Below are 12,455 nucleotides of genomic sequence, written 5' to 3'. Positions count from 1 at the left end.
CTGACGGCATGGACATCGGTACGACGCTCTCCCTCCTCGCCACCCTGCTGGTCGGGCTGCTCCTCGGCGCGCTGGTCGGGGGCCTCTGGGTCCGTGCCCGGGCCGCCGCGCCCGACGACTCGGCCCGGCTGGCGCTCGAGGCGCGTGCCGCCGACCACGCCGTGGTCAAGGAGGGCCTCGAGCGCCTGCACGACCAGATGCGCGACCTCGAGCACCACCGGGTCTCGTGGCAGAGCCAGCTCAAGCAGCAGGTCGACGAGGTACGGCACTCCACCGACTCGCTGCGCCGCGAGACCTCCTCGCTGTCGACCGCGCTGCGCAAGCCGCAGGTGCGCGGCCGCTGGGGTGAGCTGCACCTGCGCAAGGCGGTCGAGGTGGCCGGCCTGGTCTCCCGGTGCGACTTCGCCGAGCAGGTGTCGGTGCGCAACGACGACGGCCTGTTCCGCCCCGACCTGGTGGTCAAACTCGCGGGCGGCAAGAGCGTGGTGGTCGACGCCAAGGTGCCGCTCGACGCGTTCCTCGACGCGACCGGGGCCGACTCCGACGAGGAGCGCGACGCGCACCTGTCCCGGCACGCCCGCCAGCTGCGCCAGCACGTCGACACGCTGAGCGGCAAGGCGTACTGGCGCTCGCTGCCGGCGACGCCGGAGTTCGTGGTGCTCTTCGTGCCGGGCGAGTCGTTCCTCTCGGCCGCGCTGGAGGCCGAGCCCAGCCTGCTGGAGTACGCCGCGGCGCGGCAGGTCGTGCTCTCCACGCCGACCACGCTGATCGCGCTGCTCCGCACGGTGGCCTACGCGTGGACCCAGGAGGCGCTCGCCGACAAGGCCCGCGACATCCACGAGCTCGGCCGCGAGCTCTACGACCGGATCGGTGTGATGGGCACCCACCTCGACAAGCTCGGTCGCTCCCTGACCAGCGCGGTCGGCAGCTACAACAAGGCGATCGGGTCGCTGGAGACCCGGGTGCTCGTCTCGGCGCGGAAGTTCGCGGAGATGGAGGTCAGCGACCGCGAGCTGACCACGCCCGGCCCCGTCTCGGAGGCAGCACGCCCGTTGACCGCCGCCGAGCTCATCACCGCCGAGCCGGAGATCGGGCACCCGAGGGACGAGGCCGAGCTGCTGGTGGAGGTCGCCGAGCCGCGCGAGGAGCTGCCCGGCCTCCTGTCCGAGGACGGCTCCGCTCCGGCGCGTCGCACGCGGTCGGCATGAACCGGGCAATACCGTGACGGCGTGACCCAGAAGCGCACGCTGTGGGAAGAGGGGCGGAAGCCCGGCCGTCAGGTGGTGACCCTGGCCGCCGTGGTGACCTTCGGGGTCGTGGCGCTCGACCTGCTGCTGACCGACGAGCTCTCGCTGTTCTACGACCTCGCGTTCGTCGTGGTCTGCCTGGCGGCGGCGCTCAGCGTCCGTCCCCGGGACTTCTTCGCGGTCGGCGTGCTGCCGCCGCTGCTCATGCTGGCCGTGGTGCTCGTGCTCGGCGTGGTCGCGCGGGGCGCGGTCGCCGACGAGGTCGACGGGCTGGTGCAGGCGGTGGTCTCCGGGCTCGCCCACCACGCCGGTGCTCTCGTCGCGGGCTACGCGCTGGTGCTCGGCGTCCTCGCCCTGCGTCAGCTCGCCGCCCGCAACTCCGGCCGGATCCGCACCCTCGCCTGAGCCGCGGCGCCGGCGCTCGCGGCCGGCCGGGTCAGGACAGCTGGGCCTTCTCGGCCGCGCGCATGTCGCGGCGCAGCTCCGGGGGCAGCGCGAAGATCAGCGACTCCTCCGCGGTGTGCACGGCCTTGGCGTCGGGGTAGCCGCGCTCGGCGAGGAAGGCCAGCACGCCCTCGACCAGGTCCTCGGGCACCGAGGCGCCCGACGTGACGCTGACCGTGTCCACGCCCTCGAGCCAGGCCTCGTCGATCTCGCTCGCGTCGTCGACCCGGTACGACGCCTTCGCGCCGGCCTCGAGCGCGACCTCGACGAGCCGCACCGAGTTGGAGGAGTTCCCGGAGCCGACCACGATCACGAGGTCGGCGGCGCCGGAGATCTCCTTGACCGCCATCTGCCGGTTCTGCGTGGCGTAGCAGATGTCGTCCGACGGCGGGTCCAGCAGCTGCGGGAAGCGCTCGCGGATCGCCCGCACCGTGGCCATCGTCTCGTCGACGGACAGCGTGGTCTGCGACAGCCAGGCCACCTTCGCCGGGTCGCGCACCTCGATCCTGGCGACGTCCTCGGGGCTCTCCACGAGCTGGATGTGCTCGGGAGCCTCCCCCGCGGTGCCCTCGACCTCCTCGTGCCCGGCGTGGCCGATCAGCAGGATGTCGTAGTCGTCGCCGGCGAACCGACGGGCCTCGTGGTGCACCTTGGTCACCAGCGGGCAGGTGGCGTCGATGGTCTTCAGGCTCCGCTCCTCGGCCTGGCGGTGCACCTCCGGCGAGACGCCGTGGGCGGAGAAGACGACGGTGGCGCCCTCGGGCACCTCGGCCAGCTCCTCCACGAACACCGCGCCGCGCGACTCCAGGTTCGAGACCACGTGCTTGTTGTGCACGATCTGCTTGCGCACGTAGACCGGGGCGCCGTACAGGTCCAGCGCCTTCTCGACCGTGATCACGGCTCGGTCCACACCCGCGCAGTAGCCACGGGGGGCGGCCAGGAGGACGGCGCGGCCGTCCGCCTCGGCCGGGTCGAGGACAGGGGGCATCCCCAGGTCGGAAGTGCTCATGGCCCCCATCGTAGGTGGTCTGGCTTAGGGTTCCAGGCGTGGCACTTCAGACCTCGGCCGAGCACCCGGCCCCCGTCCGGCAGATCGCGATGGCGATCTCCGGCTGGATCGACCGGCTCGGCGCGGTGTGGGTCGAGGGGCAGGTGGCCCAGCTCAACCGCCGCCAGGGCATGAACACCGTCTTCATCACCCTGCGCGACACCGTCGCCGACATCTCCGTGCCGGTGACCTGCTCGCGCCAGGTGTTCGACTCGCTCAACCCGCCGGTCGTCGAGGGCGCCAGCGTCGTGGTTTTCGCCAAGCCCTCCTACTACGCCAACCGGGGCACGCTGAGCCTCTACGCCACCGACATCCGGATGGTGGGCCTCGGCGAGCTCCTCGCCCGGCTCGAGCGACGCCGCCAGCTGCTCGCGGCCGAGGGCCTCTTCGCCCGCGAGCTCAAGCGGCCGCTGCCGTTCCTGCCGCGCACGGTCGGGCTGATCACCGGTCGTGAGTCCGCCGCCGAGCGCGACGTGCTCGAGAACGCCCGCCGCCGCTGGCCCGCGGTGTCGTTCCGCGTGGTCAACACCTCGGTGCAGGGCACCAACGCCGCTCGCGAGGTGATCGACGCGCTCGGCGCGCTCGACCGGGACCCCGAGGTGGACGTGATCATCATCGCCCGCGGCGGCGGCGCGGTGGAGGACCTGCTGCCGTTCTCCGACGAGGCCCTGATCCGCGCCGTGCACCAGGCGCGTACGCCGGTGGTGTCGGCGATCGGCCACGAGCCCGACACCCCGATCCTCGACCTGGTGGCCGACGTCCGCGCGTCCACGCCCACCGACGCCGCGAAGACCGTGGTCCCCGACGTCTCCGAGGAGATCGACCGGATCCGGCACCTGCGCGACCGCGGCCGGCACGTGATGACCACCTGGCTCGGCCAGCAGATGCACCAGCTCGAAGCGGTTCGGGCCCGGCCCAGCCTGGCGAACCCGCGCAGCACCCTCGACGACCGCGCCCGCGACATCGAGGAGCTGCGCGCCCGCACCCGCCGGACCCTGCACCACCAGGTGGACCGCGCGCACAACGACCTGATGCACCAGCTCGCCCGGGTCCGCAGCCTGTCGCCGCTGGCCACCCTCGAGCGCGGCTACGCCGTGCTCCAGGACGCCGACGGGCACGTGGTGACCAGCATCGACCAGGCGCGGCCCGACCAGGAGATGCACGTGCGGGTGCGCGATGGCCGGGTGCACGTCGTGGTCCGCGACACCGAGCCCGACCCGGCCCTGCACCCCGACGGCACCGACGAGACGACCGGCGAGACCACCAGCGAGACCCAGGAGAACGCGTGACCGAGAAGAACGACGAGCTCAGCTACGAGGCCGCCCGCGAGGAGCTGGTCGAGGTCGTGCGTCGTCTCGAGAGCGGCGGCACCAACCTCGAGGACTCTCTCGCCCTGTGGGAGCGCGGCGAGAAGCTGGCGCAGATCTGCCAGGGGTGGCTCGACGGCGCGAAGGCCCGCCTCGACGCGGCGATGGCCGAGCAGGACGGGCGCGCGGATCAGCGCGCGGGCGGGGCCAGCAGCTCGACGTAGTCCACGAGCACGTCGCGGTCGACCGGGCCGACCACGAGCGTGGTCGCATCACCCGTCTCGGCGACCAGGGCGGTGTCCCCACCCTCGTCGGTCCAGGTGGCCCAGGTCGTTCCCGCGGCCTGCACGGCGCCCCGCCGTACGGCGTTCTCGTCGACGTAGGTCTCGACCATGTCGCGCGACGAGGCCCGGGACTGCTCGAGGCCGACGTACTCGTCGTCGGCGGTGAGCTGCCCGATGTGCCAGCGCGACGGCTCCGGGGTGAACGACACGCTCGTCGCACGCCAGCCCTCGGGCAACCGGGAGGGGGCGAGCAGCTCGAAGTCCACCTGCTCCGCGGCGTAGACCGCGGTCTGCCGGTACTCCACGGTGCGCACCGGCGTGGTCACGTCGTTGCGGTTCAGCTCCCGGAAGACGACGAACGCCGCGATCACCGCCAGCAGGATCAGCATCGCGCCGACCATCCCTGCCGCCGAGCGTTGGTACCGGCCAGCCTGTCCACTCACGCGCCAATCCTTGCAAGTGGCCCAAGACCCTGGCACGTCGGCCGCCGGTTGCTGTAGGCAAGGACCCATGCGCACCGTCGACGCCCGCCCGCTGTCCGCCGACGACCTGGCCCTCGCCGACGCCCACTGGCGGGCGGCGAACTACCTGGCCGTCGGGCAGATCTACCTGCTGGACAACCCGCTGCTGCGGCAGCCGCTGGCCGCGGAGCACATCAAGCCGCGCCTGCTCGGCCACTGGGGTACGACGCCGGGGCTGAACCTGGTCTACACCCACTGCGACCGGCTGATCCGCGAGCGGGACCTGGACATGATGTACGTGATCGGCCCCGGCCACGGCGGCCCGGCGATCGTCGCGCAGACCTGGCTCGAGGGGTCGTGGACCGACACGTACCCCGGCACCACGCTCGACGAGCGCGGCATGAGGCGGCTGTTCAAGCAGTTCAGCTTCCCCGGCGGCATCCCCAGCCACGTCGCTCCGGAGGTCCCCGGGTCGATCCACGAGGGCGGCGAGCTCGGCTACTCCCTCTCGCACGCGTTCGGCGCCGCGTTCGACAACCCGGACCTGATCGTGACGACCGTGGTCGGCGACGGGGAGGCGGAGACCGGGGCGCTGGCCACGTCGTGGAGCGGATGCCGGTTCGTCAACCCGGCCACCGACGGCGCCGTGCTCCCCGTGCTGCACCTCAACGGCTACAAGATCGCCAACCCCACCGTGCTCGCCCGGATCCCCGAGGACGACCTCGACATGCTGCTGCGCGGGCACGGCTGGGACCCGGTCCTGGTCGCCGGCGACGACCCCGAGGAGGTGCACCAGCAGCTCGCCGGTGCGCTCGACGACTGCGTCGCCCGGATCCGGCAGATCCAGGACGCCGCCCGCAGCGGCTCCCCGGGCGGCGCGACCCCGCCCGGGGAGGTGCACTGGCCGATGATCGTGCTGCGCACCCCGAAGGGCTGGACCGGTCCCGAGGAGGTGGACGGGGTCCCGGTCGAGGACACCTGGCGCGCCCACCAGGTCCCGCTGGCGACGGTGCGGGAGAACGACGCGCACCGCCGGCAGCTCGAGGCCTGGCTGCGGTCCTATCGCCCCGAGGAGCTCTTCGACGAGGACGGCGCCCCGGTCGCCTCGGTCCGCGCCTGGGCCCCGACGGGCGCGCGGCGGATGGGCTCGAACCCGCACGCCAACGGCGGCCTGGTCAGCCGCCCGCTCGACCTGCCCGACCCCCGCGACTACGCCGTCAAGGTGCCCGGCCCCGGCGCGGAGCTGCACGAGGGCACCCGGCCCACCGGCGCCTACCTGCGCGACGTGATCCGGGCCAACCCGCACAACATCCGGCTGTTCGGCCCCGACGAGGTGGAGTCCAACCGGCTGGGCGCGACGCTCGAGGCCACCGGGAAGGCGTGGATGCTCGAGCAGTACGACACCGACCAGCACCTGGCGCGCGACGGCCGGGTCATGGAGGTGCTCTCCGAGCACACCTGCCAGGGCTGGCTGGAGGGCTACACCCTCACCGGCCGGCACGGGCTGTTCACCTCCTACGAGGCGTTCATCCACATCGTCGACTCGATGTTCAACCAGCACGCGAAGTGGCTGAAGACCACCCGGCAGCTGGACTGGCGCCGCCCGGTGCCGTCGCTGAACTACCTGCTCAGCTCGCACGTGTGGCGCCAGGACCACAACGGGTTCAGCCACCAGGATCCCGGCTTCATCGACCACGTGGTGAACAAGAAGGCCGAGGTGATCCGGGTCTACCTGCCGCCGGACGCCAACACGCTGCTCTGGACCATGGACCACTGCCTGCAGAGCCAGAACCTGGTGAACGTGATCGTCGCCGGCAAGCAGCCGCAGCCGACCTGGCTCGACATGGAGCAGGCCGGGCTGCACGCGCGCCGGGGCCTGGGCATCTGGGACTGGGCCAGCAACGACGCCGGCGACCCGCAGGTGGTGATGGCCTGCGCCGGGGACGTGCCGACGATGGAGACGCTGGCCGCGGTCAGCATCCTGCGCGAGGAGCTGCCCGACCTGCGGGTCCGGGTGGTCAACGTGGTCGACCTGATGCGGCTGCAACCCTCGTCGGAGCACCCGCACGGGCTCGACGAGCGGGAGTTCGACGCCATCTTCGGCACCGACGTCCCGATCATCTTCGCCTACCACGGCTACCCGTGGCTGATCCACCGGCTGACCTACCGGCACACCAGCCACGAGCACCTGCACGTGCGCGGCTACAAGGAGGAGGGCACCACCACCACCCCGTTCGACATGGTGGTCCGCAACGACATGGACCGGTTCCACCTCGTGATCGACGTGCTCGACCGGGTGCCCGGCCTGGCCCGGAAGGCCGCCGTGCTCCGGCAGCGGATGCAGGACCGGCGTACGGCGCACCGCGCCTACGTCAACGAGCACGGCGCCGACCTGCCCGAGATCACGGAGTGGACCTGGCCTCAGGCCTGAGCCCGCGGGTCAGCCGGCGGCGCGGAGTGCGGGCAGCAGCTCGCGCTCCGCGACCTCGAGGAACGCCTCCTGGTTCGCGTCGCCGATCTGCACCAGCGCCACGTCGGTGAAGCCGGCCTTCCCGAACGCGGAGACGGCCTCTACGATCGCGTCGAGGTCCGGTCCGCACGGGATCGAGTCCGCGACGTCGTCGGGGGTGACGAACTGGGTGGCGCCCGCGAAGCCGGCGGGGCCGGGCAGCTCGGCGTTGACCTTCCAGCCGCCGGCGAACCAGCGGAACTGCTCGTGGGCGGTGCGGACCGCGCGGTCCCGGTCGGTGTCCCAGCAGATCGGGATCTGCCCGATCTTGCGCGACTCCCCCGGGTGCGCGGCGTCCCACTTGGCCACCAGCTCCTCCTTGGGCTCCACCGCGACCAGGTGGTCGACCATCGGCGCGAAGGTCTCGATCGACTGGTCGCCGGAGACCGCGACCGCGATCTCCAGGCGCGACTCCGGCCGGTCCCAGAGCTTGGCGGAGTCGACCCGGTAGTGGTCGCCCTTGAAGTTCACGTAGCCGCCGTCGAGCAGCGACCGGATGATCGTCACCGCCTCCGCGAGCATCTCGTGCCGCACGTTGACCCCCGGCCAGCCCTCGCCGACGACGTGCTCGTTGAGGTTCTCCCCCGCGCCGAGGCCGAGGGTGAACCGGCCGTCGCTGAGCAATCCGACCGTGGCGGCCTTCTGTGCGACCACCGCCGGGTGGTAGCGCATGATCGGGCAGGTCACGTAGGTCATCAGCTCGACCCGCTCGGTGACCTGCGAGACCGCGCCGAGCATGCTCCAGGCGTAGCCCGCGTGGCCCTGCTCGACGAGCCAGGGGAAGTAGTGGTCGCTCATCACCTCGAAGTCGAACCCGGCCCGCTCCGCGGCGCCGGCGTACCGGACCAGGGCGCGGGGGTCGGACTGCTCGGTCATCAGCGTGTAGCCGAAACGTGTCATGGCGGTGCGTCTCCTCCGTGCGGGTACGCCGCACCGATACCCGCCGGTGTCGTGGTTGATGCGGGGCGGGTCGCGGACGGGTGACATCTCCCCCGGCGTGACGCAGATGCGGCGCGAAGCCTGTGCTTTCCGCCGCACCTGCGGCAGACTTGCCGCGTGAGCGTCTACCGAGTTGCCGAAGCAGCGGACGTCCTCGGCGTCAGCACCGACACCCTCCGCCGGTGGATCGACGCGGGCCGGCTGACCGCCTCCCCGGGGGCGGACGGGCGCGCGGTCGTGCGCGGCGAGGACCTCGCGCGACTCGCCAAGGACATCGCCGACGGCGGACCGGACGGGGTGGCCCACGCCGCGCGCGCGGCCGCGGTGAGCGCCCGCAACCGGATGCGCGGCATCGTGACCGCGGTCAAGAAGGACACCGTGATGGCACAGGTCGAGCTGGTCTGCGGGCCCTACCGGATGGTGTCGCTGATGAGCGCGGAGGCCGCCGACGAGCTCGGCCTGGTCCCCGGCGTGCTGGCGATCGCGTCGGTGAAGTCGACCAACGTGGTGGTGGAGCTGCCGTGAGACCCCTCCGCGCCGGGGCCGCCGCGCTCGCGGCGGCCCTCACCCTGACCCTCGCGGGCTGCGGCGTCGGCGCGTCCGGCGACGACCGGACCCGGCTCACCGTGCTCGCCGCGGCCTCGCTGACCGAGCCGTTCGACGAGCTCGCGCAGGAGTTCGAGGCCTCGCACGACGGGGTGGACGTGGTGCTGGGCTACGACTCGAGCTCCACGCTGGCCGCCCAGGTCGTCGAGGGCGCCCCGGCCGACGTGCTCGCCACCGCCGACGCCCGCACCATGCGGATCGCGGAGGAGGCCGGCGCCACGCGAGGCGAGCCGGCCACCTTCGCCACGAACTCGCTGGTGGTCGTCGTACCCGCCGGCAACCCCGCGGACGTCGACTCCTTCGCCGACCTCCAGCGCGACGACGTCACCTACGTGGCGTGCGCCGAGTCGGCGCCCTGCGGCACGCTCGCCCGCGACCTGCTCGACCGCAACCGGGTCACCGCCCGGCCGCGCTCCCTCGAGGTCGACGTCAAGGCCGTGCTGACCAAGGTCGAGCTGGACGAGGCCGACGCCGGGCTGGTCTACGCCAGCGACGCGGTGGCCGCCGGCGACACGGTGGAGACCCTCCCGGTGCCCCACGCGTCCGAGGCGCCGAACAGCTACCTGGTGGCCCCGGTGCAGCAGAGCGCGGAGCCCGACCTGGCCGCGGAGTGGGTGGAGCTGGTCCTCTCCGACCGCGGCCGGCAGGTGCTCGACGACGCGGGCTTCGGCGGGCCGACCCCGTGAGCCGGAACCGGCTCGGCCGGCCGCCGGCGTACCTGCTGCTGCCGGCGGGGCTCGCGGTCGCGCTGCTGCTCGTCCCGCTCGCGAGCCTGGTCGCCCGCGCGCCGTTCGGGTCGCTGCTCGAGCGGCTGGCCGCCCCCGAGGTGCTCGACGCGCTGTGGCTCTCGCTGTGGACCGCGACCGCCGCGATGCTGGCCAGCCTGGTGCTCGGCCTCCCGCTGGCGTGGCTGCTGGCCCGGGTCGAGTTCCCCGGCCGGTCGCTGGTGCGGACCCTGGTGACGGTGCCGCTGGTGCTGCCGCCGGTGGTCGCCGGCGTCGCGCTGCTCACCGCCTTCGGCCGCACCGGCGTGGTCGGGGCGCCGCTGCGCGAGCTCGGCGTCACGATCCCGTTCACCAGCACCGCCGTCGTGATCGCGCACACCTTCGTCGCGCTGCCGTTCTTCGTGATCAGCGTCGAGGGCGCGCTGCGCGCGACCAGCCAGGACTACGACGAGGTGGCGGCCGTGCTCGGCGCCCGGCGCGGGGCGATCTTCCGCCGGGTCACCGTGCCGCTCGCGGCCCCGGGGATCGCCGCGGGGCTGGTGCTCGGCTGGGCCCGTTCGCTCGGCGAGTTCGGCGCCACCATCACCTTCGCCGGCAACTACCCCGGCGTGACCCAGACGATGCCGCTCGCGGTGTACACCCTGCTCCAGGAGGACCTCGAGGCGGCGGTCGCGCTGAGCCTGGTCATGCTGCTGGTCTCCGTCGTCGTGCTCGCCCTGCTCCGCGAGCGCTGGTTCGGGCAGGCCGCGCGATGAGCCTGCTGGAGGCCCGGGTCCGGGTCCGGCGCAGCCCGCAGTCCCTCGAGGTCGACCTGGACGCCGACCCGGGCGACGTGATCGCGGTGATCGGCCCGAACGGGGCGGGCAAGAGTACCCTGCTCCGCGCTCTGGCCGGGCTGGAGCCGATGCACCAGGGCACCGTCCGGTACGACGGCCGCGCGTGGGACGGCCCGGGCGCCGCCCGCCCGCTCACCCCGCAGGAACGCGGGATCGGGATGGTCTTCCAGCAGCACCTGCTCTTCCCGCACCTGACCGCGCTCGGCAACGTCGCCTTCGGCCCGCGCAGCCGCGGCGCCCGCCGGCGCGAGTCCGAGGAGCGAGCCCGGCGCTGGCTCACCCGGCTCGGCGTCGAGGACCTCGCCGACCGGCGGCCGCGTGAGCTGTCCGGCGGCCAGGCACAGCGGGTCGCGATCGCCCGGGCACTGGCCACCGACCCCGCCCTGCTTCTGCTCGACGAGCCGCTCGCCGCGCTCGACGTGGGGGTGGCGATGGCGCTGCGCCTCGAGCTCGCGCGGCACCTGGCCGACTTCGGCGGGATCGGGGTCCTGGTCACCCATGACGCGCTCGACACCCTGACCGTGGCGAACCGCGTGGTCGTGCTCGACCAGGGGCGGGTGGCCCAGGTCGGCACCCCCGACGAGGTCGCGCAACGCCCCCAGACCGAGCACGTCGCGCGGCTGATGGGGCTCAACGTGCTGCGCGGGCAGGGCAGCGGCACCGCGGTCGCCCTCGACTCGGGAGGGACCCTCGTCACCACGACGCCGTTCGAGGGGCGGGTCAACGCCTGCTTCAGCCCGGCCGCGGTGACCCTGACCCTGGCCGAGCCGACCGGCAGCGCCCGGAACCGGTGGCCCGGGACGGTGACCTCGGTGGTGCCGCACGGGGCGGCGGTGCGGGTGCACCTCGCCGGGCCGGCCCCGCTGATCGCCGACGTCACCCCGGGCGCGGCGGCCGAGCTCGGGCTGGCTCCCGGACGCAGCGTCTGGGCGGCGGTGAAAGCGACAGAAGTGGGCGTCTACGGCATCGCAGCCCCACCGGCGCAGGCTCCGTTACGATCGCGCTATGTCTGACCGTCTGCTGCCGCCCGACCTGTCCGCCGCGCACGATGCGCCCGACCGCAACCTGGCGCTGGAGCTGGTGCGCGTCACGGAGGCAGCCGCCATGGCCGCGGGCCGCTGGGTGGGCCGCGGCGACAAGAACGGCGCGGACGGCGTCGCGGTCAACGCGATGCGCGTGCTGATCTCGACCGTCGGCATGCGCGGCACCGTCGTGATCGGCGAGGGCGAGAAGGACAACGCCCCGATGCTGTTCAACGGCGAGGAGGTCGGTGACGGTACCGGCCCCGAGTGCGACGTCGCGGTCGACCCGATCGACGGCACCACGCTGACCGCCAAGGGCATGACCAACGCGGTCTCGGTGCTCGCGGTCAGCCCGCGCGGGTCGATGTACGACCCCTCCGCGGTGTTCTACATGGAGAAGCTGGTCACCGGGCCCGAGGCCGCCGACGTGGTCGACATCCGGTACCCGGTCGCGGAGAACATCCACCAGGTCGCCAAGGCCAAGGGCAGCACCCCCGAGGACGTCACCGTGGTCCTGCTCGACCGGCCCCGGCACCAGAAGCTGGTCGACGAGATCCGCGCCACCGGCGCCCGGATCAAGTTCATCACCGACGGCGACGTGGCCGGCGCGATCATGGCGGCCCGCCCGGACACCGGCATCGACCTGCTGCTCGGCGTGGGCGGCACCCCCGAGGGCATCATCGCCGCCTGCGCGATGAAGTGCATGGACGGCGTGATCCAGGGCCGGCTCTGGCCCACCGACGACGACGAGCGGCAGCGCGCGATCGACGCCGGGCACAACCTCGACGCGGACGCCATCCTCACGACCGAGGACCTGGTGACCGGCGACGACTGCTTCTTCGTGGCCACCGGCATCACCGACGGCGAGCTGATGAAGGGTGTGCGCTACCGGGCCGGCGGCGCGACCACGCACTCCCTCGTGATGCGCTCGCGCAGCGGCACGATCCGCGCGATCACCAGCGAGCACAAGCTGCAGAAGCTGCGCTCGTACTCCGCCATCGACTTCGAGCACTGAGCGGGACGGGAC

General features: G+C 73.1%; 13 protein-coding genes. 10 read left to right on the top strand and 3 right to left on the bottom strand.

Annotated elements, in window-relative coordinates; genetic code table 11:
- Nucleotides 1-8 precede the first annotated feature (8 nt).
- Nucleotides 9-1,208: a DNA recombination protein RmuC gene (locus K1X13_RS10825; RefSeq protein WP_221025076.1), complete on the top strand. Its 1,200-nt coding sequence runs from the start codon at nucleotides 9-11 to the stop codon at nucleotides 1,206-1,208.
- A 21-nt stretch (nucleotides 1,209-1,229) separates the two neighbouring features.
- A complete protein-coding gene (locus tag K1X13_RS10820; protein WP_221025075.1) occupies nucleotides 1,230-1,652 on the top strand; it encodes a DUF6542 domain-containing protein in 423 nt (140 codons plus the stop codon).
- A gap of 31 nt (nucleotides 1,653-1,683) precedes the next feature.
- On the opposite strand, the gene K1X13_RS10815 is transcribed toward K1X13_RS10820, so the two are convergent.
- Nucleotides 1,684-2,700 (bottom strand): 4-hydroxy-3-methylbut-2-enyl diphosphate reductase, encoded by a 1,017-nt coding sequence (locus tag K1X13_RS10815; RefSeq protein WP_221025074.1) that lies wholly within the window; start codon nucleotides 2,698-2,700, stop codon nucleotides 1,684-1,686.
- Nucleotides 2,701-2,738: 38 nt separating this feature from the next.
- Here K1X13_RS10815 and xseA point away from each other — a divergent pair, with 38 nt between their 5' ends.
- Nucleotides 2,739-4,028 carry an exodeoxyribonuclease VII large subunit gene (gene xseA / locus K1X13_RS10810; protein ID WP_221025073.1) on the top strand — a complete coding sequence of 430 codons (1,290 nt, stop codon included), beginning with the start codon at nucleotides 2,739-2,741 and terminating at the stop codon, nucleotides 4,026-4,028.
- The gene (locus K1X13_RS10805) at nucleotides 4,025-4,270 is read left to right on the top strand and encodes an exodeoxyribonuclease VII small subunit (RefSeq protein ID WP_221025072.1); all 246 of its coding nucleotides are present in this window, start codon (nucleotides 4,025-4,027) and stop codon (nucleotides 4,268-4,270) included. The genes xseA and K1X13_RS10805 overlap by 4 nt, the downstream gene beginning before the upstream one ends.
- Here K1X13_RS10805 and K1X13_RS10800 read toward each other — a convergent pair.
- Nucleotides 4,237-4,773: a DUF4245 domain-containing protein gene (locus K1X13_RS10800; RefSeq protein WP_221025071.1), complete on the bottom strand. Its 537-nt coding sequence runs from the start codon at nucleotides 4,771-4,773 to the stop codon at nucleotides 4,237-4,239. The two genes, K1X13_RS10805 and K1X13_RS10800, sit on opposite strands and share 34 nt — an antisense overlap.
- A 67-nt stretch (nucleotides 4,774-4,840) precedes the next feature.
- Between K1X13_RS10800 and K1X13_RS10795 the strand changes: the two genes are divergently transcribed.
- Nucleotides 4,841-7,222 carry a phosphoketolase family protein gene (locus K1X13_RS10795; RefSeq protein WP_221025070.1) on the top strand — a complete coding sequence of 794 codons (2,382 nt, stop codon included), beginning with the start codon at nucleotides 4,841-4,843 and terminating at the stop codon, nucleotides 7,220-7,222.
- A 9-nt stretch (nucleotides 7,223-7,231) separates the two neighbouring features.
- Here the strand turns inward: K1X13_RS10795 and K1X13_RS10790 are convergent, their stop codons facing one another.
- Nucleotides 7,232-8,200 carry an LLM class F420-dependent oxidoreductase gene (locus K1X13_RS10790; RefSeq protein ID WP_221025069.1) on the bottom strand — a complete coding sequence of 323 codons (969 nt, stop codon included), beginning with the start codon at nucleotides 8,198-8,200 and terminating at the stop codon, nucleotides 7,232-7,234.
- 156 nt (nucleotides 8,201-8,356) lie between these two features.
- Between K1X13_RS10790 and K1X13_RS10785 the strand changes: the two genes are divergently transcribed.
- From K1X13_RS10785 to glpX, 5 genes are read left to right on the top strand one after another with little or no spacing between them, the layout of a single operon-like run.
- Nucleotides 8,357-8,764 carry a TOBE domain-containing protein gene (locus tag K1X13_RS10785; protein WP_221025068.1) on the top strand — a complete coding sequence of 136 codons (408 nt, stop codon included), beginning with the start codon at nucleotides 8,357-8,359 and terminating at the stop codon, nucleotides 8,762-8,764.
- The gene (gene modA, locus K1X13_RS10780) at nucleotides 8,761-9,531 is read left to right on the top strand and encodes a molybdate ABC transporter substrate-binding protein (protein WP_221025067.1); all 771 of its coding nucleotides are present in this window, start codon (nucleotides 8,761-8,763) and stop codon (nucleotides 9,529-9,531) included. The genes K1X13_RS10785 and modA overlap by 4 nt, the downstream gene beginning before the upstream one ends.
- A complete protein-coding gene (locus K1X13_RS10775; protein ID WP_221025066.1) occupies nucleotides 9,528-10,325 on the top strand; it encodes an ABC transporter permease in 798 nt (265 codons plus the stop codon). The genes modA and K1X13_RS10775 overlap by 4 nt, the downstream gene beginning before the upstream one ends.
- The gene (locus K1X13_RS10770; protein WP_221025065.1) at nucleotides 10,322-11,419 is read left to right on the top strand and encodes a sulfate/molybdate ABC transporter ATP-binding protein; all 1,098 of its coding nucleotides are present in this window, start codon (nucleotides 10,322-10,324) and stop codon (nucleotides 11,417-11,419) included. Before K1X13_RS10775 ends, K1X13_RS10770 begins: the two co-directional genes overlap by 4 nt.
- On the top strand, nucleotides 11,412-12,443 hold the full coding sequence (gene glpX / locus K1X13_RS10765) for a class II fructose-bisphosphatase (RefSeq protein WP_221025064.1): 1,032 nt from the start codon (nucleotides 11,412-11,414) through the stop codon (nucleotides 12,441-12,443). The genes K1X13_RS10770 and glpX overlap by 8 nt, the downstream gene beginning before the upstream one ends.
- The last annotated feature ends 12 nt before the right edge of the window (nucleotides 12,444-12,455 follow it).

Origin of the sequence: Nocardioides jiangsuensis (assembly GCF_019679455.1) — a bacterium.
In the GTDB taxonomy this organism is placed as follows: domain Bacteria; phylum Actinomycetota; class Actinomycetes; order Propionibacteriales; family Nocardioidaceae; genus Nocardioides_C; species Nocardioides_C jiangsuensis.
This window is presented reverse-complemented; position numbering and strand designations above follow the sequence as displayed.